This is a genomic window from Elusimicrobium simillimum, from assembly GCF_049639735.1.
Taxonomy (GTDB): Bacteria; Elusimicrobiota; Elusimicrobia; order Elusimicrobiales; family Elusimicrobiaceae; genus Elusimicrobium; species Elusimicrobium simillimum.
Window position 1 is genome coordinate 325,775 of the sequence record NZ_JBEVVA010000003.1, and the last position, 23,726, is coordinate 349,500.

Annotated in this window: 16 protein-coding genes; 14 read left to right on the plus strand and 2 right to left on the minus strand. The window is 45.4% G+C overall.

Features of this window, described 5'->3' with window-relative positions:
- The first annotated feature begins 4 nt into the window (after nucleotides 1-4).
- The 14 genes from AAIR98_RS02205 (at nucleotide 5) to lptC (ending at nucleotide 17,956) form a co-directional block, all read left to right on the plus strand.
- Nucleotides 5-526, plus strand: a complete 522-nt coding sequence (locus tag AAIR98_RS02205) for a type IV pilin protein (RefSeq protein ID WP_423970615.1) — start codon at nucleotides 5-7, stop codon at nucleotides 524-526.
- Nucleotides 527-528: 2 nt separating this feature from the next.
- Nucleotides 529-1,554, plus strand: coding sequence for a trypsin-like serine protease (locus AAIR98_RS02210; RefSeq protein WP_423970616.1), 1,026 nt, complete (start codon nucleotides 529-531; stop codon nucleotides 1,552-1,554).
- Nucleotides 1,544-2,197, plus strand: a complete 654-nt coding sequence (gene nth, locus AAIR98_RS02215) for an endonuclease III (protein ID WP_423970617.1) — start codon at nucleotides 1,544-1,546, stop codon at nucleotides 2,195-2,197. The genes AAIR98_RS02210 and nth overlap by 11 nt, the downstream gene beginning before the upstream one ends.
- A 210-nt stretch (nucleotides 2,198-2,407) precedes the next feature.
- The gene (gene tpiA, locus AAIR98_RS02220) at nucleotides 2,408-3,166 is read left to right on the plus strand and encodes a triose-phosphate isomerase (RefSeq protein ID WP_423970618.1); all 759 of its coding nucleotides are present in this window, start codon (nucleotides 2,408-2,410) and stop codon (nucleotides 3,164-3,166) included.
- Nucleotide 3,167: 1 nt separating this feature from the next.
- Nucleotides 3,168-3,812 (plus strand): deoxyribose-phosphate aldolase, encoded by a 645-nt coding sequence (gene deoC, locus AAIR98_RS02225; RefSeq protein WP_423970619.1) that lies wholly within the window; start codon nucleotides 3,168-3,170, stop codon nucleotides 3,810-3,812.
- The gene (locus AAIR98_RS02230) at nucleotides 3,809-7,498 is read left to right on the plus strand and encodes a DnaA ATPase domain-containing protein (protein WP_423970620.1); all 3,690 of its coding nucleotides are present in this window, start codon (nucleotides 3,809-3,811) and stop codon (nucleotides 7,496-7,498) included. Before deoC ends, AAIR98_RS02230 begins: the two co-directional genes overlap by 4 nt.
- Nucleotides 7,498-7,935 (plus strand): LPP20 family lipoprotein, encoded by a 438-nt coding sequence (locus AAIR98_RS02235; RefSeq protein WP_423970621.1) that lies wholly within the window; start codon nucleotides 7,498-7,500, stop codon nucleotides 7,933-7,935. The genes AAIR98_RS02230 and AAIR98_RS02235 overlap by 1 nt, the downstream gene beginning before the upstream one ends.
- Nucleotides 7,936-7,947: 12 nt before the next feature.
- Nucleotides 7,948-9,060 (plus strand): hypothetical protein, encoded by a 1,113-nt coding sequence (locus AAIR98_RS02240; protein ID WP_423970622.1) that lies wholly within the window; start codon nucleotides 7,948-7,950, stop codon nucleotides 9,058-9,060.
- Between the two features lies 1 nt (nucleotide 9,061).
- Nucleotides 9,062-10,588: a YifB family Mg chelatase-like AAA ATPase gene (locus AAIR98_RS02245; RefSeq protein ID WP_423970623.1), complete on the plus strand. Its 1,527-nt coding sequence runs from the start codon at nucleotides 9,062-9,064 to the stop codon at nucleotides 10,586-10,588.
- Nucleotides 10,588-11,706, plus strand: coding sequence for a DNA-processing protein DprA (gene dprA, locus AAIR98_RS02250; RefSeq protein ID WP_423970624.1), 1,119 nt, complete (start codon nucleotides 10,588-10,590; stop codon nucleotides 11,704-11,706). Before AAIR98_RS02245 ends, dprA begins: the two co-directional genes overlap by 1 nt.
- Before the next feature lie 25 nt (nucleotides 11,707-11,731).
- On the plus strand, nucleotides 11,732-14,026 hold the full coding sequence (gene topA, locus AAIR98_RS02255) for a type I DNA topoisomerase (protein ID WP_423970625.1): 2,295 nt from the start codon (nucleotides 11,732-11,734) through the stop codon (nucleotides 14,024-14,026).
- Nucleotides 14,027-14,028: 2 nt separating this feature from the next.
- Nucleotides 14,029-14,910, plus strand: a complete 882-nt coding sequence (gene xerA / locus AAIR98_RS02260) for a site-specific tyrosine recombinase/integron integrase (RefSeq protein WP_423970626.1) — start codon at nucleotides 14,029-14,031, stop codon at nucleotides 14,908-14,910.
- 3 nt (nucleotides 14,911-14,913) lie between these two features.
- A complete protein-coding gene (locus AAIR98_RS02265; RefSeq protein ID WP_423970627.1) occupies nucleotides 14,914-15,882 on the plus strand; it encodes an ROK family protein in 969 nt (322 codons plus the stop codon).
- On the plus strand, nucleotides 15,872-17,956 hold the full coding sequence (lptC, locus tag AAIR98_RS02270; RefSeq protein WP_423970628.1) for an LPS export ABC transporter periplasmic protein LptC: 2,085 nt from the start codon (nucleotides 15,872-15,874) through the stop codon (nucleotides 17,954-17,956). The genes AAIR98_RS02265 and lptC overlap by 11 nt, the downstream gene beginning before the upstream one ends.
- A gap of 442 nt (nucleotides 17,957-18,398) precedes the next feature.
- On the opposite strand, the gene AAIR98_RS02275 is transcribed toward lptC, so the two are convergent.
- Complete coding sequence (locus AAIR98_RS02275; protein ID WP_423970629.1) at nucleotides 18,399-21,530, minus strand: DEAD/DEAH box helicase; 3,132 nt, start codon at nucleotides 21,528-21,530, stop codon at nucleotides 18,399-18,401.
- Between the two features lie 30 nt (nucleotides 21,531-21,560).
- Nucleotides 21,561-23,690 carry a penicillin-binding protein 1A gene (locus AAIR98_RS02280; protein WP_423970630.1) on the minus strand — a complete coding sequence of 710 codons (2,130 nt, stop codon included), beginning with the start codon at nucleotides 23,688-23,690 and terminating at the stop codon, nucleotides 21,561-21,563.
- Nucleotides 23,691-23,726: the final 36 nt, after the last annotated feature.

Sequence of the window (23,726 nt, forward strand, 5' to 3'; positions counted from 1 at the left end):
AATGATGAGAAATAAAAGAGGTTTTACTCTTATAGAGTTAATGGTTGTTGTAATAATTATAGGCATTTTGGCGGCTGCCGCCATGCCGTATTATATTAAAGCGATAGAGAAGACCCGCGCGGCGGAGCCTATGACCGTGCTAAAAAGGGTTAGAGATATGCAGTCAATATCAGAAGCCACGCTTGAAAAGAAAATGCGCGCCTTTAAAAACTTTGACAGAACTTACAGCGCTTTTACTTTAACAACGTCCAACTACGGCAACCTGGAGGCATTCCCCGACGGGCAAGGCACCATGAAAAATTATGATTATGTTATTTCCTCCAACCCCAACGAAATGCTGTATGAAAATATAGTCGCAATAAAAAACAACGGTTATTTCAGAGGTTACGGCTTATTCTTTTACAAAGGCGAAGAGTATTGTATGGAAGAAACCACCTTACATGACAGAAACGCCTGCGACGAAATTTTTATGGGCGAAAAGGTAGCCACGGCGGGTAATTGGGATATTTATAAATCCAACCAATAATAATGAACTTAAAAAAATTGTTAGTTTTACTTTTAGTTTTATTTAGCGTCCCGGTATATGCGGAAGTCAGTTTTATAAGCGTAACCGGGACAGACGCATATACACAGGAAGATGATTTTAGCAACACCTACGACATCCGCGTACGAGTATCGCCCAACCAAGAAAAGAAGTGCCAGGCTGTGCGCGTGCACCAAAATTATTTTTTAACCGCGGCGCACTGCGTGGCCGGCGCGTGCGACAACGGCTGCAGCATAAAAGTTGTTTTGCATACCACGCCTTCATACGAAATTTTTACTTATATAAATAATACGGCAGACAATCAAACGGTTTTTTACGAGTCCGGTTTTGTAGACACGCCTTACGCCGGGCAGCGCGCCTCAGACGTAGCGGTTTTAAAGTTTAACCCGATGGGGACGGTTTTCTTTTTTAATACAAAAGTTAAGCGTTATTATGACGGCAGAAATTTTTTGCTTAACGCGCCTAATGCTGAAAATATTGTAAGCCGCGTTAAACGCAGAATGGGCAGCGTAAAAGAATTGCCGATGATTTCTTTTAAAAATAATTTTTACAGGTTAAACAGAGTGTTAACTTTAATTACGCTTGACGGCGCGGATAGAGAAGTAAAAGTATCGGGCGACTACGCGCGTGACGCCGCAGGCACCAAAAACCCATCTTACTTTTTAAAAGACGACAGAATTTTAATGACCAGAAATTTTGGCTCTAAAAAAGGCGTATCAGGTTCCGGCGTTATGACAAACACCGGGGAGCTTGCCGGCATAGTATCGTTCGATTCTTCTTACATCAAAATAAGCACGGGTAAAGTGGCGCACACATATTCGGGCTTTGCCACTTTTAACGACAGAAGCTTACGCATTTTACGCGCTGCCATGGGCGCCGCTTATGAGGACTTAATTATTTACGACGCCGTGGAAAAGGGCTTTGCCCAGAGTATTAAAAAAAGCGTCTTACCCGAACCTTTAAAAATGTATTTAGACGCCGGGGCCAAGGGGGAATTAAGTGTTACTTAAAGAAGCTCAAATATTGCAAGTGATAAAAGATTTAAAAAAAGATTACCCCGCTACCAAAACAGCGCTTACGCATAAAAATGCTTTTGAGTTACTGGTATCAGTCATACTTTCCGCGCAGTGCACAGACGCGCGCGTAAACATGGTTACCCCGCATCTTTTTGCCAAATTTCCTACCCCGCAAAAAATGGCTAAAGCTAAACAGGAAGATGTAGAAAAAATAATACATTCCACGGGATTTTACCGTGCCAAAGCCAGTAATATTATTGCCACAGCGCAAATATTAACAGCTAACTTTGGCGGCGAGGTGCCCGGCAATATGGCGGATCTGCTTACACTAAAAGGTGTGGCGCGTAAGACGGCAAATGTTGTTTTGGCAGACCATTTTGGCATTAGTGAGGGGGTTGTGGTGGACACTCATGTTAAGCGTGTCAGCTTCCGCTTAGGTTTTACCAAAAATACAGACCCCGTAAAAGTAGAAAAAGATTTAATGAAGAAAATCCCCAAATCTGACTGGATATGGGTGGGCAACGCTTTTGTATGGCACGGGCGCAAAGTGTGCGATGCCAGAAAGCCCAAATGCGATGTTTGCCGTGTAACCAAAACCTGCCCCAAAAATGGGGTTGTCGTTAAAACAAAAAAATAAAAACCGGTTTCTATGGCTTATATTAAGGCGGACGCTAAAAGGCGCCCGCCTTATGCTTTGAAAATTTATAACTATAACCAATTAGTATTTTAACGTGGATAAACAACGGTTTTAAAAGAAATCTTTCCATTTTACTGCATATAATGATAATATAAATATATATATTTATACTATATATGTAAAAAACTTTTATTTAAGAGGTCTTGTAAAATGACAAAGAGAACACCCTTCATATCAGGCAACTGGAAAATGCACAATACTATAGCGGAGTCTGCCGCCCTGGCCAAAGCCATAGCGGAAGCTAAAGAAAACAAAAATAACGCCGACATTATGATAGCCCCCTCCTACACCAGTCTTGCCGCCGTTGCGCAGGCCGTAAAAGGGTCAAAAGTTTTAGTAGCCGCGCAGGACGTGCACTATGAAGAAAAAGGCGCTTTTACAAGCGCTGTTTCCCCGTCACAAATTAAAGACGCCGGAGCCACGCACGTTATAATCGGCCACAGCGAAAGACGCAGCCTTTTTGGCGACACCGACGCCATACTTAACAAAAAAGTAGCCGCCGCCCTTAAGCACGGTTTAGTACCCGTATTTTGCGTAGGCGAAACACTTGAAGAACGCGAAGCGGACAAAACGCTTGCCGTTATAGAAGGCCAGCTTGAAAACGGCCTTAAAGGTTTCACCGCCGAGCAGCTTTCAACCATGGTAATAGCTTACGAACCTGTCTGGGCCATCGGCACAGGCAAAACAGCCACGCCCGAGCAAGCCCAAGAAGTGCACGCCGCTATCAGAGCGTACCTTACCAAAACATACAGCGAAGGTTACGCCCAATCCGTAAGAATAGTTTACGGCGGCAGCGTTAAAACAGACAACGTAGACGCCATTATGGCGGGCGCGGACGTGGACGGCGCGCTTGTAGGCGGCCAGTCACTTGTGGCGGAACAGTTTATCAGAATTATAAACTATAACTAATATGAACATAGCTAAATTAATAGACCATACTTTACTTCGCCCCGGCGCTACAAAAGAGGAAATTGCCCAACTCTGCGCCGAGGCAAAGAAGTTTGACTTCGCTTCCGTTTGCGTTAACCCGTACTGGGTTAAATTTTGCGCGGAAGAACTTAAAGGTACAGACGTTAAAGTATGTACCGTAATAGGTTTTCCCTTAGGGGCCAACACAACGGATGTTAAAGTGTTTGAGGCCGCTAACGCTGTTAAAAATGGCGCGCAGGAAGTGGACATGGTTATTAATATAGGCGCTCTTAAAAGCGGCCTTAACGAGGACGTGTACCACGATATTAAACTTATAAGAGACCTTGGCAACAACTTTGTCTTAAAAGTTATTTTAGAAACCACACTTTTAACAAATGAAGAAAAAATAAAAGCGTGCGAACTTGCGTCATGCGCAGGCGCGGATTTTGTAAAAACCTCCACGGGTTTTGCAAATGGCGGCGCCACGGTGGAAGACGTTAAACTTATGGCCGCTAACATAAAAGAGGGCATGCAGGTAAAGGCCTCAGGCGGAGTAAGAGACTTAGAAACGCTTAAAAAAATGGTTGAAGCCGGCGCCACAAGAATAGGCACCAGCTCCGGTGTAACAATAATGGAAAGTTTATGATTGAGAAGTGGGATATTAAAAATGTAGAGGGTGTTATGGTTTTATTCCTCCAGGGGAATATGACCGACGCTAAACTCGCGGCTAAAAAGCTGCAGGGGTTTAGCAAAGACCCTGTGCAAACAAGTATCCCGCCTTACAATTACCGTTTAGATTTAACCGCGTATGACCCGGATTCTCTGTCCAAAATAAAAATAGCCATTGCTGAAGTGGTTGAACAGAGTAAAAAAGTTATTCCGTTTACTCCTGCCAATCTTGAAAACGCCGCTGCGGGTAAGAAAGAGGACCCGCTTGAGTTAACAGGCATAGAAATTGCCCGCGACGAAGAGTACAACCCCTTTGCGGACAGGACGCAACTGGACCAAATTACATCCTTTGACCTTAATTTAGAGGGCTTGGGTCTTGTTTCTGTTAAAGACGATAAACCTGTAGAAAAAGAATCTGTTCCCACAACTGAAATATTTGACCAAAAAAGCTTGTTTATAGACGACCGTCCCCCAGTGCCCGTGCAGGAAGAAGAACCTGATACAGAATACGACGTAAACTATGACTTTGATGAGCAGGACAAGACCGAGGCCGCGGGTATAGGTGAAGACACATTAAATACCGCGGGTAAAATGGATAATATAACCAATACCGCGCCGGGTTCAGAGTCTGACTTAAGCCCCAAAATAGACGCTATTTTGGGTAAGGTTAACGCCGGCAGACAAAACCGCGCCGTTAAATTGGGTGACGACGATGACGCGGTGCCTTTAAAGGCTGAAAAGGGCGCCAGTCTTGAGGATATTTTAGCCGCTAAAACAGTTTTGGATATGTACGCCACCACAGGCCTTGACCAGGCGCCTTTACAGCCCGGTGAGGATAAAAAAGACGAGGGAAAAAACGTAGAAGAAATTTTTCTTAACGACGCCGCTAAAACTACTTTTAATGTTTTTGACGGCTCCGCCGCGCCCAAAGACCCCAGGGCGGAAGAACACGCGGTTGACCCTTTTGATTTAATTTTCAGTCAAGCCGCTGAAAAAGAAAGAGAAAAAAATGTGGTGAAGAAAACAGTTTCAGTAGACTCTGAAGAGGCCGGGCACGCGCAGCAAAAAGAAGAACCTAAACCGCAGGAGCCCGCGGCTGAGGAAGCAAAAACGGTTGAAGCCCCGGCGGAAGAAAAAGAAGAAGAACCTGCTAAAGAAAAAATTGAAGAATCTTCCGCGCCTGAAGTAAAAGAGGAGCCTGCTGAAGAAGAGCCTAAAAAAGCAGACGCGCCCCAAACGGTGGAAGACGCCGCCGCTTTACAGGCCGCAGAAGCGGAAAAAACAAAAGCTACTTTTTTAAACCCGTTTGACAGTTTTGAAGAAATAGAAAGCGGTTCTATGGAAGACCAGGATTTTTTTGAAAAATTTCAAAAGGGCTATGAATCTGATTTATCTAAAAATAAAGAAGATGAGTCTCCTGCCCGGCCCGCTCCCGCTGTTGAGGTAAAAGAAGATGAAAATGATTATACCAGGCAGCTTTTAAAGGGGGATATTAATGACGCCCCGGCGGAGCGTGGGGAAAACCTGCTAGAGTCCGCCGCGCCTGAGGAGACGGTTGATTACGAAAACGTGGAGGACGCGCATATCGAAAATGAAAATACCGCGCGTATAGCCAGAACATTTTTAGAAGAAACTTTAAAAACGGTTACAGGCCCGCAGCACTTGGACTTGGACGCGGACGGAGTTGTTGACGGCGCCCCCGGGCTAAGCACTACTCTTGGCGCAAACACCCCGCCGCCACCGTCAGAAGAAAACACTTTGCATGAAAAATCTGAATTGAAAATGGACCTTAGCACCACGCTTGGCCTAAGTATGCCGCCACCGGAAAGTATTGACACTTCCGGCGGGCCGGCTGAAGACCAGCCGCCGGGCAACGACGGCCCGGAAAAAGAAGAAATAACTACGGAAACAACTAAAGAAGCAGAGAATCAAAAGGGAGACGTTAGTTTAAACGGGGATGAGAAAATGGAAGAGAATAAAGATATTTTAAATAGTGACGAACAAAACATTTTAGAGGACAATGCGGATGAGTTTGTTGTTGAACCGCCCGCGCCCGCTGAGGGCAAATGCGGTATTCCCCAGCCTCCCGCCGCCCCCGAGGCCCCGGCACCGTCCGCTCCTGCGGCGCCTAAAGTTGAAGAGGCCAAACCTCTGCCGCCTGTCCAGCCTGTTATAGAGGCGGAAGATGTGTCTGAACAAGAACCTTCTAAACCGGCCCCGCCGCCAATTTCTGTAGAAGAAGCGGAACCTGCGGCCGCTGTTCCGCCGCCGCCCGCTGTTACCCCGGCCGCGCCAGTCGCTCCGGCGCCAAAAGCCACCGCCGCGCCCAAACCTGCCGGTCCCGTGGCGCCACCGCCGCCGGCCGCCTCTGCTCCTAACGCTAATGCTTTAAAAACGCAGCATTCTTTTTACGGCGCGAGAAAAGCCGAACAGTCTAAAATAGACCATTCCATAGAATTGGCCGATAGAGAAAAGCATAACTGGCCGCTTGAAGTGCCTTTAGTGCCAACCTTTACTTTTGAGTCTATGGTAACGGGCGCCAACCGTTTTGCGCACGCCACCGCTATTTCAGTAATAGATAACCCGGGCAATTTGTATAACCCGCTTGTTTTGCACGGCGGCACGGGCACTGGTAAAACCCACTTTCTTAACGCTATCGGTTACGCTTTATCTAAAAAATACGGGCAGAAAAATATTTTTATGACAAACGGCGTGCGTTTTTCACGCGGTATACAGCGTTATGTGGTTGAGGGTAAAATAGAGCAGTTTGAAGAATTTATTAAGAGTGTTAAAGCTATACTTATTGACGACATTCATTTAACCGCTGTTAATGAACAAAACAGAGAGTATATCTCCAAGTTTTTAAACGGCTTTTTGGCGGCTAATAAGCAAATTGTTATTACGTCAAAATATCCGCCGGAAAGTTTGTTAAAGTTAGAAGAGCTTATCGACTTTAAACTTGACGCGGGCTGGATAAGTGAACTTAAAGTAGCCACAGGCGCCAATCACGCTAAAATTGTCAAAAAAATGTTGTCAGATAATGATATTGAACTTACGGATACAGACAATGAAAAGTTTTTTAGAGGCATGTCTCTTAGCGTGATTTCACGCACTATTAAACGCGCTAAAGTTTTGTCTAATGTGCTTTCCACTGAAGGCAGAGTGCCGCCGCCCTACCCCGTACTTTTTGAAAAACTGCTTGCCGTTTCCGGCGAAGACGTAGAGTCCGCCATAAGCGTAAAAGATTTTTCACAAGTTACGCAGGTGCCTAACTTTGGCCGCGGCGAGTGGGGCAAAATCGGCTTCTTCTACCCGCAAGATAATTCTAACATGATGAAGTGGATGGCCTATTCCACAGGTGAAAGAGCAAAGGAACTTGGCATTAAGGGCAGCTATGAGCTGGCTTTAAAATCATCCTACAACCCGGCCAGCATCATTTCTTCCGCCTTTAAAATCGCCAATATTTGCGATAATAAAAAGCTTAAAGGCGCCGTCATATTGGGCCCGTCTGTAGACGTGTGCGACCCGTCTGTGAGGGAAAACTTTTATGACATTCTCACTCACATGCTTGAGATTATGTTAATACGCTGCGGCATAATAAACTTTGAAAAGATTAAAGCGCCCAGCACATATGTTAAAGTCATAGCGGAGTTATTAAAATAATGAAAAAACTTACAGTTTTACTTTTAGCCATAGTGTTTATGGCCGCCTGCGGCGGGCTTGGCTCAGCTGTTAAAAAAGGGGAAATTGCGCCCAGCTTTAGCGACACTAAAGTTGATTCCAAATATCTTTGGGTGCGCGGTTTCGGCGCGGTTAACCCCGCCCACACTACAGATTCCCAAAAAAGAATCATGAGCCGCGAGGCCGCCATTGCCCACGGCTACCAGCGCGGCGCGGAATATATTTACGGTAACGGTGTTTACGCTAACGTAAGAATAAAAGACGCCGTGGCGGATAATTCCACCATAGAAAACACTGTTAAAGGCGTGGTTGCCGGTATGGAAATTTACGAGACAGAGTACCTGTCAGACGGCGGCTGCAGTGTTGTTATGCGTTTACCTTTGGCCAAGCTTAAAGCGGCTAATATAGAAGTAAAATAATTTGGAGAAATAATGAAAAAGTTTATAAGCGTTTTATTTATTTTTACATTAGTGCTTGGTATGAGCGCGTGTAAATATTTACAAATAGGCCCCAAAGGCGAGGGCGAATACGTACTGGCCGACAGCATGGTGCCGTACAATGAAGTTGACGTTAACAGCATGAAAAAAGAAGGCATTGCCGCCGCGCAAAAAGCAGCGGTAGAGCAGGTTGCCGGCGTGTTTGTGTCCGCCAGCACAACTGTTGACCACAGCCAGGTAGTGCAAAGCCAAATAGTTTCTAAAAGCGCCGGCTTTATAAGAAAGTATTATGTTATGAGTTCTTACCGCAAAGGCGACCAGTGGTACACGCAAATTAAAGCGCTTGTGCTTGTTACGGACATCAGCAATATTATCAAACAATCTGACGAATCTACTTTAATTAAAAAAACTAATATAATGGTAGCTTCTAAGGAATCTGTTAACGATGAAATCTCTTTAAAGCAGGATTGTAAACAGGCCATTTACGGCGCTATGCGTAACTCGCCTTACGCTCTTATGAACGGCGACAACCTGAGCCAAAGTAACATTGACGACCCGGTCAGCATAATAGATAAAGCCCGTTACGACGGCGCCAGATACATTATATTGGCCGACGTTAACGCTGCGCCTATTACAACGCTTGGTTCTATTACCACACCGTTTAAATCATACAGAGCCAGCGTTAACATGAGGCTGCTTTCAACCAAAAACTATGGCGTCATAGGCACCAGCGCCAGCCAGCAGAGCGGGCTTGACGGCGTAGAATCTATAGCCGCGCAAAAAGCTATCAGCGCCGCGTGCGATATGGCTACAAAAGATTTACTTGAACCTCTTAAATCAGCGGTAAATTCCGCCAGGTCTTATAATCTTAAAATAAAAGATGTTAACAATATTGAGCGCCTTAAAAGTGTGCAAAATATTTTAAGAGATTTAAGAGAGATAGAAGATTTTAACCTGGTGCGTTACAATAACTCTAACGCTGATTTTGAAATTCAGGCAAATATCAAAACGTCGGACGAGCTGGTAGCCAAAATTATCAGGCAATTCAACGCCAACTTTACCGTTGACGTTGTTACAACTAAAGATATTGTTCTTAAACTAATTTAATATGCTTTCAAAAGTGTTAACGGCAGGTGTACGCGGCGTAGAAGGGTACGGCATTGAGGTGGAGGTTGACATAGCTTCCGGCATGCCTACCATGGCCGTAGTAGGCCTGCCTGACACTGAAGTAAAAGAAGCTAAAGACCGTGTGGTGGCGGCTGTCAGAAATTCCGGTTTCGACTTCCCCTCTAAAAGAATAACGGTAAATTTAAGCCCGGCGGAACTTAAAAAGTCCGGCACGGGTTTTGACTTGCCCATAGCGGTGGGTATTTTGGCGGCCTCAGACCAGTTGACTGACGCGGCTAAAAAATCTTTGACAAATTATGTTTTTATAGGCGAGCTTGGTTTAGACGGCAGTATAAGAGCGTGCGCGGGCGTGCTGCCCATGCTTAGCGTGCTTAACGGCAAAACCGCCGTTATACCGCCGGCAAACGCGGCAGAGGCGTCGCTTGCTAAAGCCGACTGTGTTACACCCGCCACATTAAAAGAACTTGCGGACTGGCTTAACGGTGAAGTTGTTTTACCTAAAGTTGAACATACAGAGTTTGGCGTAGATGAGCAAATTTATCCGTTCGATTTTAGCGAAGTTAAAAACCAACCGCTTGCAAAACGCGCTTTAGAAATAGCGGCGGCAGGCGGGCATAATATACTTATGATAGGTTTGCCCGGCACAGGCAAAAGCATGCTTGCCAAACGCTTCCCAACCATTTTGCCGCCGCTTTCACACGGTGAAGCATTGGAAATTACCAAAATTTATTCAGTGTCAAACATGCTTGGCGAAAGTAAAATTATAGGCAACCGCCCGTTTAGAGACCCGCACCACACAATATCAGACATCGCGTTAATAGGCGGCGGAGTTAAACCAAGACCCGGCGAGGTTTCACTCTCTCACAACGGCGTATTATTTTTAGATGAGTTCGCGGAGTTTGGGCGTGCGACGTTAGAAGTTTTAAGAGAGCCTATGGAAACGGGAACCGTAGCCATAGCGCGCGCAAGAGAGCGTGTTTCATACCCTGCGCAGTTTACTTTGATAGCGGCCATGAATCCGTGCCCGTGCGGCAACCACGGCCACCCGCACAAACAGTGCACTTGTACGCCTGTTATGATTAACCGTTACAGAGCAAAAATTTCAGGCCCGCTGTTGGACAGAATAGATTTAACTGTTAACCTTAACCCGGTGGAATTTAAAGACTGGGAAAAGAAGGCGGAAGGGGAAACTTCCGCGCAAATAAAAGAGCGCGTTATGCGGGCCAGAGAAACGCAAAAAGAACGTTTTGGTAAATCCAAAACCCGTGCCAATGCTTTTATGACAACGGCGGAAATAAAAAAGTTTTGCCCTATGCCTGAGGGCGGCGGGGCTATACTTGAGGCGGCTATGAAAAAGCTTGGCCTCTCAGCCAGAAGCCTTGATAAAATTTTAAAAACAGCCCGCACCATAGCGGACCTTGAGGGCGCTGAAGCTATAAGCAAGGCGCATATTATAGAAGTATTACAATACAGGCCCTTAGACCGTAAAGGCGTGGCGGATATATAATGACAATTTCAGACAAAGAAAAATTAGCCAGAATCAAACTAAACGCTTTTACCTATTTACGTACGGACTGGGCGGAGAGAATGATAGACGTATTTGGTTCCGCCGAAGATGTGCTTAAACAAAGCGCTGCAACTTTGGCACAACAAGGCGGCATAAGTACGGGTACGGCGGCAGACTTACTGCGTGACGCGCACGCGCTTAACGCGGAAGAAGAAGTTGAACTTACTCGCAACGCGGGCGGCGAAATTTTATTTTTGGGTGAAGACGGCTACCCGGCTAAACTGGCGGAGATTAAAGACCCGCCCTTTGTCCTTTATGTACGCGGCCAAATGAAGGAAACCGGCCCGCGTGTATCCATGGTAGGCACCAGGATGATAACGCCCTACGGCAGAAGGTGCTGCAATAAATTTGCGTCGGAAATTTCACAGGCGGGTTGTATAGTGGTAAGCGGTTTGGCAAGGGGCGTGGACAGCGCATGTCACGCCGCGGCAGTAGCTAACAAGAAACCCACTTGGGCGGTAGTCGGCACAGGCATAGGCCGTTGTTACCCGGCGGAAAACAGAGCTTTGGCCTCAGCCATACTTGAGCATGGCGGCTGTATAATATCGGAGTTGCCTTTTAACAAGCCTCCGCACGCTTTTCATTTTCCAAGACGTAATAGGATAATATCGGCATTAGGCAGCGTGGTGGTTATTATAGAAGGCAAAGAACGCTCCGGCGCTTTGATAACGGCAAAACTGGCGGCAGAGCAGGGCAAAGACATTTTAGCCGTGCCCGGCAATATAGACAGCATACAAAGCGGCGGCACCAATAAACTTATAAGAGACGGCGCGCACGCGCTGCTTGACACCAAAGATATAATAGATATGATCCCCTTTGAAGAACGTTTTGGTTTGGATACAGACTTCTTGCAAGAGGATAATAAAAAAGAATTTGACAATTTAACGGAAGTAGAAAAACGCTATTTAAGCGTAGTAGGAAGCGAGGAAGTAACGGTAGATGAAATAATAGAAAACCTGGGCGTAAGCGTACAGGAAGCGTCCACAGTACTTTTTGATATGGAAATAAAAGGCGTACTTACCTGTATTGACGGCAAATACAGTAAAAATAAATTTTAACCTTGAAATAAAAGGATGATATAAAATGGCAACAGCAAAAAAAACAACAAAAGCAGTTAAACCATCTGGTAAAAACCTGGTTATTGTAGAGTCTCCCACTAAACAAAAAACCATCAGCAAAATTTTAGGCAACGATTATATTGTAAGAAGTTCTTTCGGGCATGTTAGAGATTTGCCCTCTAAAGAAATAGGCGTGGACGAAAAAAATAATTTCCAGCCCAAATATGTCCCCGTGGAAAAAGCCAAAAAAATGGTAACCGAACTTGAGAAAGCCGCCAAGGCATCTGAGTACGTTTACCTCGCCACTGACCCTGACCGCGAGGGCGAAGCCATCGCGTGGCATTTGGTAGAACTTTTAAAAATCCCGGCCGAAAAAATTAAACGTATATTTTTTCATGAAATTACGCCAAGCGCGGTTAAGGCCAGTTTTGACCATGCCAGAGGCATAAATAAAGATTTGGTAGACGCGCAGCAAGCGAGGCGCGTGCTTGACCGTTTGGTAGGCTACAAACTTTCGCCGCTTCTTTGGAAGAAGATTACGGGCGGCCTTTCCGCCGGCAGAGTGCAAAGCGTTGCGGTAAGGTTACTTGCCGAGCGCGCTAAAGAAATAGAAGATTTTAAAGAAGAAGAATACTATTCTTTATCGGCCGAGGTTGAAAAGGCCGGCGTACAGCCCAAGTTTAACGCGCGTATGCTTAAATGGCAGGGTAAAAATACAGAAATTATTACCACCTATAAACTGTTTGCCGAAGACTACAAAGTAAAAACAACAGTATTTAAAAAAGCGGAAGACCTAGCGCCGGTAAATTCATTACTGCGCAAAGGCCCGCTGACGGTAACAAAAATTGAAAAGAAGGAAGTTAAACAGCGCGCTAAACCGCCGTTTATCACCAGCTCTTTACAGCAAGACGCTTACAATAAACTCGGCTTTTCCTCACAAAAAACCATGATGACGGCGCAGTCTCTTTACGAAGGCGTTGAAATTGCCGGCGAAGTAGTAGGTTTAATTACCTATATGAGAACGGACTCTTTTAACGTATCAAAAGACATGCAGGCGCAGGCCAAAAAGTTTATTTCCGGCAAATACGGCGCGGACTATGCCCCCGCCAGCGCGAACGTTTTTAAAAGTAAAGTAAAAGGCGCGCAGGAAGCGCACGAATCTATACATCCTACCGATGTATACAAAACCCCGGCCGAAATTAAAAGTGCCTTAAGCTCCGACCAGTACAAACTTTATGAGCTTATTTGGTTACGTTTTATTTCCAGCCAAATGGCGGACGCGGTGTTTAACACCGTGTCAGTAGATATTGAAGCAGGCGAAAAGACGGATTGTATTTTAAGGGCCACAGGCCGCACGGTTAAATTCCCGGGCTTCCTTTCCGTATATAAAGATGACGAGGCCGAAGAAAGCGAAGATGAAGGTTCAGCGCTGCTGCCCATACTTGAGGAAGGCGACAAGCTTAATCTTATTGATATTATTACTAAATCACACAAAACGGCCCCGCCGCCAAACTATAACGAAGCCAGCTTAATCAAAACGCTTGAAAAGCACGGCATTGGCCGCCCGTCCACATATGCGCCTACAATTAAAACTATTATAGACCGCAAATATATTATGCGCCAGCCCAAAACCAATAAACTTATGGTAACAGAGCTTGGCACAACGGTAACAGACCAGTTAAAAGGTTTCTTTAAAGATATTATGGACCTTTCTTACACAGCCGGTATTGAAGAAAAGCTGGACGACGTGGCCGAAGGCGATATTAACTGGGTTAAGGTTATAGGCGGTTTTTACGACGGCTTTAAACGCGACCTTGCCGCCGCGGACAAAGGCATGGAACGCGCCGCGCCCAAACCGTCGGACGAAAAGTGCCCGCTTTGCGCCAGCCCAATGGTAGTGCGCCGCAGCAGATACGGCGAGTACCTTGCGTGTTCAACTTATCCTACATGTAAAGGTAAAATAAATTTATCATCATCCGGTGAAAAGGCCGCGCCCGAAACAACCGATGAAGTCTGCGAAAAGTGTGGCAGCCCCATGGTAATACGCAGCGGCCGCAGGGGCAAGTTTATGGCATGCAGCGCTTTCCCCAAATGTAAAAATACATTTTCTATTAACGCCGAGGGGCAAAAAGTCGCCACATCCGGCCCGGTAGAGACAGATATTAAGTGCGAAAAGTGCGGTAAAAACATGATACTGCGCAGCAGCAAACGCGGCAAATTTTTAGGTTGCAGCGGTTATCCTAAGTGCAAAACTATCGTCAGTGTAACACCTGAAGAAATTGAAAAGATAGAAAAAGAGCACGAAGCTAAAAATAAATAAAAATGGAATCAACGGAGCTTGTTAACAAATTCATTTTAAGTTTGCAAAGTAAAAATTTTTCCGAGCATACTTTGCGTGCGTACACTGCGGACTTAAAAGAATTTGATGATTACGCTGTTAAAAACAATCTTACGGTAAAAGCGTTTTTTAGCCACGGCAACCTGCGTTCTTATTTAGGTATGATAACGCAGGATGGCAACAAGAAAAATACCGTGCTTCGCAAAATATCGGTACTTAGAAGTTTTACAAAATATTTGTTAAAACACGGCATATTGGAAACCAACCCGTTTAAGCTTATCCCGCTGCCTAAAAGGGAAAGAATTTTACCCAAGTTTCTTACGCCTGAAGAGGCGGACCGTTTGATAGAAACCGCGGGTAAACAAGGCAGGCTGCCCGCGCGTGACAGGGCATTATTTGAGCTGGTGTATTCCAGCGGCCTTAGGCGCAGCGAGCTGGTGCAGTTAAGCATTAGCGATATAGATTTAAATTTAGGCATAGTGCGTGTTATGGGTAAGGGCCGCAAAGAGCGCCTGGTACCGATAACAGACGCGGCGATAGACGCTTTAAAAGAGTATCTTGCCACCAGGCCCGGGTACGACAATAACTCACCGTTATTTCTCAACCGCCTTGGCGGCAGGTTAACGGGCGACGGGCTGGCGTATTTGGTAAAAAATATTACCATCAAGTCTAACCTGGCCAGGAAGATAACGCCGCACAGTTTGCGCCATTCATTTGCCACGCATCTTTTAAATAACGGGTGCGATTTAAGAAGTTTGCAGGAAATGCTGGGGCATAAAAGTTTAGCCGCCACACAGGTTTATACGCACGTGTCTTTAGACAGGCTTAAAAAAATTTACGGGGATTCGCACCCAAGGGGAAAATAGCAGATGATTTCTATAGGTATAGATGTTGGCGGTACATACGTCAAATTTTTCGCGGTGGATGTAAAAGGTAATATCATTAAATCCCATAAACTGGAAACTGATATGAACCGCGGTCCGGCGTACTTTCTTAAGCAGATTTCTGATTTTATTAATGAGTGGAAAAAAGAATTTAAAAAAGAAAAGCTTGTTATAGGCATGGGCCTGCCGGGTGACGTGGATAACGTTAAAGGCGTACTGCGCTTTGGCACTAACCTTAAATTTAAAGGCAAAAATATTAAAAATATAAAATTTGCCGACGCAATTAAAAAACACACGGGCATACGCCCCGTTGTAGCTAACGACGCTACCGTAGCCGCCTGGGGTGTTTATGAATTACAGCTTAAAAAGAAATACCCCAATGTAATTGTTATTACCATGGGCACAGGTATTGGCGGCGGGCTTGTATTAAACAGCCAACTGTTCCAGGGGTCGCACGGCGTGGCGGGGGAAATAGGACACATTAAACTGTCTATGGATAAGCACGCCCCCAAATGCGGCTGCGGCGCGAGAGGATGTCTGGAGTCTTACGCGGGCACTTACGGTATACAAAGAATGGTGGCCGAAGAAATTAAACTGCACCCGCAAAGCAAACTTGCCAAGACAGTAGGCAAAGCCAAAAGATTTAAAATAGCCTTAGTATCAGAAGCGGCTGAGCAAGGCTGCCCAAGCGCGCTTAGGGTGTGGAACAGAGTTGGCATTGCGATAGCCGTAGGCATAATAGCCGCCTGTCTTATTTTAGACTTAGACGCCGTGGTACTTGCCGGCGGCGTGTCACGCGCGCACAAATATTTTATGCCCGCGCTTAAAAAGCGCCTTAGCCAGGAACATATAAGAACGCCGTTTGATAAACTTAAAATTTTTACCTCAGCCACGGCCGAGATAGGCGGCCTTGGCGCCGCGCTGTACGCGATAGACCAAAGCAATGGAAATTAAAAAACTTTTAACCTTAATATTATTTATTACGGGCGCGGCCGCTTTTGCCGGTGCGCAGGAGTATGACCTGCCGCCGCCCGACGCTGATAAATTTATATACTACGAGGCGGACGAACTTACCTACGATACCGTTGCCCGCCAGCTTAGCTTGTTTGGCAATGTTAATGTTGTTTTGTCTCAGCCCGACACAGAAGAAACCAGGCTTTATTCCCAAAACCTGATGATTAACCAGATTGATAAAACAGTATCATCTGACGGCGATGTGCTGGTAGAGCAGGACAGCGGGCAATTGCGCGGACAGAACATAAAATATAATTACGAAACAAAAGATTTAGAAATAGAAAATATGACGGCCGAGTATCCGCCCATCAGGCTTTTAGGCGCCCAAAAAGGCGAGATGAAAAGCGGCAAACAAACCTATAAGTCTGCCAAAGTCACCTGCTGCGATCAGGAAAACCCGCACTATTACCTTAAAGCCGGTTACATAGCTATGACGCCTGAAAAAAAGATTTTTGGCGCCAACGCGCTTTTGTATCTCAGCGATATTCCGGTTTTTTACGTGCCTATATTCTGGCGTTCTTTAGATTCACAAAAACCTTTTACAACATATGTTGATTTTACGCAAAGCGGCAAAACGGGTTTTGGCTTACTGACAAGCACCGTGTTTTACCCTATAAAAAACTTGCGCGCTACTGTTAACTTAGACGGTTATTTAAAATCAGGTTTTGGTTACGGCGCGCAGCTGCAGGTAAGAAACTCTGACAAGGTATCCGGCAATATGGAAGCCTACGCCATTGACGACCAAGAATACGGCAAAAGCCGCTGGGGCGTAAATGGCGGTTACAGCGCTATACTTTACGATAACTCTAACTGGCTTAACCGTGACGACGGTGGCGCGATATACAGCAGCCAGGGCCAGTTTAGGGCAGTGTCTGACCCGTACTTTAACGACACATTTTTCCGCTCCAACCCTTACAAATTTATGCCGGACCAAGACGTAAGTTTCGCCTTTTCCAGGCAGACAAGAAAATCTATTTTCCGTGTAAGCTACTCGCAAAAAGACAGGTTTAATTCACGTGAAGATAAGTACGAAACTGTCGAGCGCACTTTGCCCCGCGTTGAGTTTCAGGCTATGCCGTTTATGTTTCCGCTTGGTATAGTAAATAATTTTAACGTTAACCTCTATAATACGCAAATATTAGACGGCGACTATAACCAAACCGCCCGCGCTTATTGGAAGAGCGCCAGGCCGTTTAAGTTAAGTAAAAAGTTTACCTTTACGCCATATGTTGACTTTGACGAGCGTGTGGTGCTAGAAGACGAAGGCTATGATAACGACGACACTTATGTAAGCCGCCTTGGCGGCGGTGCTAACCTGCGTGCGGAGCTTATTACAGGCTCATTCGACGTTGGATACCGCTATACTAAACGTTTTGAGACAAATAAATTTAAACCAGACAACGACGCAGCTGATAAAGGTGATGAAGAAAATAAAATAACAATTCAAAACTATTTCCGCCCTACGCTTTACACTTATTTTAGAGTTGGTACCGCTTACGATATTTTAGATAACGACACGGACTGGACCTTTGACGACCGCTTGGACCCTATTTTTGCCGAGCTTGGTTATAATATGAGCAACGGTGCGTTTAATATTTTCTTACGTAATGACTATGATGTTAAAGACGGCAACCAGGCTTTTATTATGCAGTCTGATTTTAAGTTGTTTAAAGCCAGCCGAGGTGTTTTCGGTATGACTAACCATGCAGACGATATTAACTCATATTTATTTAACACAAAAATTTGGTTTAGGCCCGCCGGTTCCACCTGGTATTTTGACGCCGGGATGGACTTTGAACTTAAGCAGGGCAGTTTGCACGCTTACTCAAAAAACTTCAGACTTTATAAAGACCTGCATGACGCGCATTTAGAATTTTCCGTTGAAGATAGAAACGATAATCTGTCTTTTGCTTTTAGGATAAATATACTCTGCGGTAAGAAATACAGAGACGATACCTTTAGCAAAGAAGACCGTTACTGGTCCCCCTGGCGCGAACCTGGTGATTTAAGATAAAAAACTCGGCTATTAAGCCGAGTTTTTTATTCCCCAAATCTTTGCATGTATTTTGAATTTTTTTCTTTTCAACACACCCGCCGTGTCCGCTGCGCTACCCGCCCCAAGTGTGCTGAAAAGAAAGAAAATCCAAACTACACGCAAATCTTCGTGGCCCCCTATACGCGTTAGTATTTCCAGCCTTTGGCCTTCCCCAGCAAGTGTGCCCGAAACGGGGAAAAGTTAAAAATTGACTCAAATCTTCGGGGCCTCGGCTGGGATTTAGTATTTTGATTTTAAAGAACTCTTAAATATCGCTTATGATATTTCCTCTCCCTCTTAGGGGATAGCGTAGCATGCATATATAAAGTATGCAGAGGAAGTTTTGCTGCGTTGTTTAGCGCAAAGCGCTTGCGGCAAAGCAGGTGAGGGTATTTTTGTAGTTATAAAAACAAAAATAAAATTATTTTATTTTTAGGATGAAAAAGTCCAGCATTGACGCTGCGGTTTTTAGATAGTCTGTACCCGCGTTTTTGGCAAAGTTTATTCTTATGCCGTCGCCTTTGGGGGACGGTATAAACTTGATGTTTCCGCCGTACTTACCCATAAGTTCGCCAACCATGCCTTCGGGCATTTTAAAATCTTTAGTAAAGTAAAACTCAGCAAATTCTTTAGCCACTTCTATATGGCGCACTTTTATTTTGCCGGCTTTGTTAGACATTAGTATTACCTCAGAAAGTGTTTTTACTTCCTCAGGTAACGGGCCGGAAAGGTCGGTTAATTTCTGTAAAATTTTAGGCTGGGTGTTAGCGTCGCTTGCTAAAAGTTCTTTATAAAAACGCAGGCGTTCGTTATCGTCCGGCAAATATTCCGGCGGTATGTATGATGCCACAGGCACGTTTACCGTAGCGCGGTAGATTTTGGTAACAGGCTCGCCTTTCAATTTTTTTACTTCGGCGGCCACCATGTCGCAATATAAACTTAAACCTACTTCGTTGGCAAAGCCGTGCTGTTTGGTGCCTAGCAATTCGCCTGCGCCGCGTATTTCCATGTCACGTAAGGCAAGCTTAAAGCCGCTGCCAAGGTCGCTAAACTCCATTAAAGCACCCAGGCGTTTTTTGGCGTCTTCGGTAGGGTCTTTTTCTTTCTTTTTTATTTCAAAGGCGCGTAGTTCATCAAAAGTATTTTCCGGCTCTTCTTTTTTACGGAACATCCAGTCCGGGTGAAAGAGGTAACAGTATGCCTTGCGGTCGCCGCGCCCTATGCGCCCGCGTAACTGGTAAAGCTGCGCCAACCCGAAGTCCTGCGCGGATTCTATTATAAGCGTATTGGCGTTAGCTATGTCTAAGCCATTTTCTATAATTGTAGACGCAAGTAAAATATCGTATTTATTATTATAAAAATCCCACAAAGTTTCTTCTAACTGTTTTTCGTTCATCTGTCCGTGCGCCATGCAGATGCGGGCCTCGGGCACTAAACGCTGCAGCATGGCCAGGCGCGACTTCATGCTTTGCACGCGGTTGTAAAGGTAATATATTTGCCCGCCGCGCCCAATCTCGTGGCGTATGGCGTTGGCGGCCATATCATTATTCCACGGGGCTACAATGGTTTTAACCGGCATACGCCCCTGCGGCGGCGTTTCTATAATAGATAAATCACGCAGTGAGGAGAGTGACTGGTTAAGCGTCCTGGGTATAGGCGTGGCGGACAGCATAAGCGTGTGAACGCCGGCGCATTTGGCTTTAATTTTTTCCTTTTGTTTTACCCCAAAGCGGTGTTCTTCGTCTATAATTACAAGGCCAAGCTGTCTAAAACTGATATCCTTTGAAAGCAGCCTATGTGTGCCCACCACAATATCAACGGCGCCTGTTCTTATTTTTTCAGCGATAATTTTTTGCTGCGCTTTGGTTTGAAACCTGCTCATAACTTCTATACTTACCGGGAACGCGGCAAAGCGTTTTGAAAATGTTTTATAGTGCTGCGCCGCTAAAATTGTAGTAGGTACCAATACCAAAACCTGTTTGCCGCTAAGCGCCGTTCTAAGCGCGGCCCGCATGGCAACTTCCGTCTTGCCAAAGCCTACGTCACCCACCAGCACACGGTCCATAGTTTTTTGTCTGGTTAAATCTTCTAATATTTCTGATATGGCCTGGCTTTGGTCAGGCGTTTGGGTGAAGGGGAACGAGTCCGAGAATTCCTGTTCCATACGCGTATCGCCGTACAGCGGCATGCCTTGCGCGGCGGAGCGTACGGCTTCCATCTTTAAAATTTCTTCGGCGTCTTTTCTTGCGGCCTCTTTAACGCGGCGTTTTACTTCTTTCCACGCCACCCCGCCCAGGTTAGACAGCGACGGCGCGCGGCCTTTAACGCCAATATACTTTTGTACTTTGCCAAAGTCCTGCATGGGCACAAATAATTTACTGCCTTTGCGGTATTCTATAACCAGGCAGTCTGTGGGCGCGGTGTCTTTATCAAATGTTTCCAGCCCCATATATTTGCCTATGCCGTGCACTTGGTGTACCACATAGTCGCCGGCCACAAGGTCTTTAAAGCGCACACGCTTGGCGCCTTCTATCTCAAAATTTTTAAGCAGTGTGCTTGTGTGATAGTTGCGGTCAAGTATTTCTGAGGAAGTTATAAAAGCCTGCTTGGTCTCTTTATTATAAAAACCTTGGGTGATTGCTGCTGTTTTAAAATGCGCGTCTTGCAAAACGTCGGCTTTTAAAAACATGTCTTTTATTCTGTCCTGCTCAGCGCGGTTTAGCGAGAAAACGGTTATATCGTAACCTTGCGTTTTCAAGGATTTTATTTCTTTAGACAGCAGCTCCATGTTGGCGTTAAACTGAATATTAGCGCTCAGCCCGCAGTTAGTGCCGTAAGGTAATTGCGTGATAATGTTGGCATGCTCAAAAGCGGTAAGGTCAAAATCTTTAGGCGGGTTATCCAGCACCAGCTCAGCGTCCGCCACCCAATTATTAATATTTGACGGCAGTGTTTTAAACTCAAGCGGGATAATAGTGATGGTATCTTTATAAGTTTTGGTTTCTTGGTAATCTATATCAAAAGTGCTGATAGTTTCCACGGTATTAGCCGCAAAATAAAGACGCCATGGGGCAGGCTCGCCGGGGCAAAAAATATCAACCACGCTGCCGCGCACGGCAAACTGGCCGGAAAATTCTGTAAATTCTTCTCTGGCGTATCCTACGGAAACCAAATAGTCTATTATGTCGCCGCGGCGTATATTGTCACCGCGGTTAATAGTTTTTATGGCGGAAGTAAAATCTTTTTTGCCGGGCAAAGGAAGGTTTAATGACTCATAGGTAGCCATTACGCAAAGCGGCGTTTTTGCTGTTAAAATGCGATATAGGCTGTGCATAAGCACACCGCGTTCCGCGCTTAAATATACGGCTGTTAAAGGTGTATTTTCCGCCCAGGTGGAAAGTGCTGCGTCAAACGAGTCTACGTCTTCTTCCTCATAGGCCGTAAATATGGAATTAACGCCTTTAGAGGCAAATTTGTCAAAAATAAAGCGCGCCTTCGCTCCAAAGTTGGGGAGGCCGTAAAAATAATTGAAATTATTGTTTTCTTCCGTCATTTTTACTGCTAACCAAGCGTTTAATTTTAATTAAAAAGACTTTGGTTCCGTACCTTTTTTAAACGCTTCTAAAAATTTGTTTCTGTCGGTAGGCTGCGCCAGTTTGCCTGTAACGGGGTTGATGTATGAATATGAAATGCCCTCAGGCACGGTAAAATCCGTAACGGGCTCGCCTTTTAAAAGTCTTTCCATAATATCTGTCCACCATGGCGCCACGGTGCCGCCACCTGTCCAGCGGCCTTCTTGTTGGAAAGTATCGTCGTCATACCCCATCCATGCCACTGCGGCGGTTTGCGGCGTCATACCTACAAACCACGCGTCTCTGTGTTTTTGGGAGGTGCCTGTTTTACCCGCCAGCGGCCTGCCCAAACGCCTTGCCGCGCCGCCTGTACCCTGCTGTACAACGCCTTTCATCATGTTAATTAACAGGAAGGAGTTCTGCGGGGTAAAAGCTTCTGTTTCTAAAGGAACATTTTCTTCTAACACACGGCCGTTATTGTCTGTTACTTTATCCACATAATAGTTAGGCACGTGTATGCCGTTGTTGGCAAATGTTGACATGCCTTCTAACTGCTCTGCGGGGGTAATGGCGCTTACACCAAGCGCAAGCGCGGGCACCGGTGCCATATTGCTTTTAATGCCGGCTTTTCTGGCTACTCTTATGGTTTCGCTTATGCCAACGGCGTCTATAAGGTTAACAGCCACAAGGTTTTTAGATTTTTCTAAAGCGTTGCGTAAGGTTACCCAGCCGGAGCTTCTGCCGCCCATGTTCTGCGGTACCCATACGGCAAAGTTTTTGCTGGCTATAAAAGGCTGCGCGGCAAGCTCAAGTGAGTACTGGTCTTCTTCCTCGTCAAATGTGCGCCAGTTTCTGCCGTCGTTATAAAATAATGTTGGTAAATCTTTTACCAGTGTGGCGGGTGTATAGTTTTTTTGTAAAGCGGCCATCCATACATACGGTTTAAAGCTGGAGCCGGGCTGACGTCTGCCCTGCGTCGCGCGGTTAAAGCGGTACTGCTCATAATCACGCCCGCCTATCATAACGCGCACGGCGCCTGTTTTAACGTCGCGCACCATAAAAGCGGCCTGCAGTTTGGGGTATTCCACGCCCTCGGGTATGGCTTGCACGGTTTCTTCATTGCCTTCGGTGCCTTCGCTAAATTCTTCTATTTCTATGCCTAACCCTTTGGCTATTTTTATATCGAAATCAGAAAGTTTTTTTTCTATAATTTCTTCCGCGATTGCCTGCTGGTCTATGTCGATTGTTGTGTAAATATTTAGGCCGGCTTTCCACAGTATGTCCATGCCGTATTTAGGTTCAAGGTATCTTCTTACATGTTCAATAAAATAGAGGCCGGGTTTATTTTTTTGCACAGGTCTTTGCGCGGGCAGCGGTTCGGCGTTGGCTTTGTCAAATTCTTCTTTTGTAATATAACCTTGGTCCTGCATTACTCTAAGTACAAGGCTTCTTCTGGTTTGGGCGGTTTCTGGGTTGGCAAATGGGTTATAGCGTGATGGGGCGGGAATGGTGCCTACTATAAGGGCGGACTCGGCCAGTGTAAGCTCCTCCATTTCTTTATCAAAATACTTTTTGGCGGCTGTTTTTACGCCGTAGGCGCCCTCGCCAAGGTAAATTTCGTTTAAGTAAAGCTGTAAAATTTCCTGCTTGCTAAAGCTGTGTTCTATTTGTACGGCAAGTATAATTTCCCTTATTTTTCTGATAATCTTTTTTTCTTTGGTAAGAAATACGCCCCTTGAAAGCTGCTGCGTTAAGGTAGACCCGCCCTGCTTTGCCCTGCCTGTAAAAAGGTCTAATATTATCGCCCTTGTTGTGCCTTTTATTGATACGCCGGGGTGTTTAAAAAAGTCTCTGTCTTCCATAGCTATAACGGCGTTTTGTATGTCTACCGGTATTTCTTCTAACGGCACCATAGAGCGTTTTTCTATAGAAAATTCATGTATTACTTTGCCGTTGCGGTCGTAAACTTTTGTAGTAAGAGAGGGGGTGTATTCTTCCATTTCATACACGGGCGGCAGGCCGCTGAATATATAACGGGCCCCGCAGGCCGCTATAATAATGAATATAAAAAGCGCCGCCAAGAAGAAATAAATAAAAACTTTGGATTTGGCAATTTGAAGTAAGGTTTTTAAGATTTTCATATATACCTAAAGTATATAAAATTTATGGTATCAGAG

Coding starts and splice junctions, on each gene's coding strand:
- tpiA (WP_423970618.1), top strand. CDS start 2,408: ATGACAAAGAGAACACCCTTCATATCAGGCAACTGGAAAATGCACAAT.
- AAIR98_RS02230 (WP_423970620.1), top strand. CDS start 3,809: ATGATTGAGAAGTGGGATATTAAAAATGTAGAGGGTGTTATGGTTTTA.
- deoC (WP_423970619.1), top strand. CDS start 3,168: ATGAACATAGCTAAATTAATAGACCATACTTTACTTCGCCCCGGCGCT.
- AAIR98_RS02210 (WP_423970616.1), top strand. CDS start 529: ATGAACTTAAAAAAATTGTTAGTTTTACTTTTAGTTTTATTTAGCGTC.
- topA (WP_423970625.1), top strand. CDS start 11,732: ATGGCAACAGCAAAAAAAACAACAAAAGCAGTTAAACCATCTGGTAAA.
- AAIR98_RS02205 (WP_423970615.1), top strand. CDS start 5: ATGAGAAATAAAAGAGGTTTTACTCTTATAGAGTTAATGGTTGTTGTA.
- xerA (WP_423970626.1), top strand. CDS start 14,029: ATGGAATCAACGGAGCTTGTTAACAAATTCATTTTAAGTTTGCAAAGT.
- dprA (WP_423970624.1), top strand. CDS start 10,588: ATGACAATTTCAGACAAAGAAAAATTAGCCAGAATCAAACTAAACGCT.
- AAIR98_RS02240 (WP_423970622.1), top strand. CDS start 7,948: ATGAAAAAGTTTATAAGCGTTTTATTTATTTTTACATTAGTGCTTGGT.
- AAIR98_RS02235 (WP_423970621.1), top strand. CDS start 7,498: ATGAAAAAACTTACAGTTTTACTTTTAGCCATAGTGTTTATGGCCGCC.
- AAIR98_RS02265 (WP_423970627.1), top strand. CDS start 14,914: ATGATTTCTATAGGTATAGATGTTGGCGGTACATACGTCAAATTTTTC.
- AAIR98_RS02275 (WP_423970629.1), bottom strand. CDS start 21,530: ATGACGGAAGAAAACAATAATTTCAATTATTTTTACGGCCTCCCCAAC.
- AAIR98_RS02245 (WP_423970623.1), top strand. CDS start 9,062: ATGCTTTCAAAAGTGTTAACGGCAGGTGTACGCGGCGTAGAAGGGTAC.
- AAIR98_RS02280 (WP_423970630.1), bottom strand. CDS start 23,690: ATGAAAATCTTAAAAACCTTACTTCAAATTGCCAAATCCAAAGTTTTT.
- lptC (WP_423970628.1), top strand. CDS start 15,872: ATGGAAATTAAAAAACTTTTAACCTTAATATTATTTATTACGGGCGCG.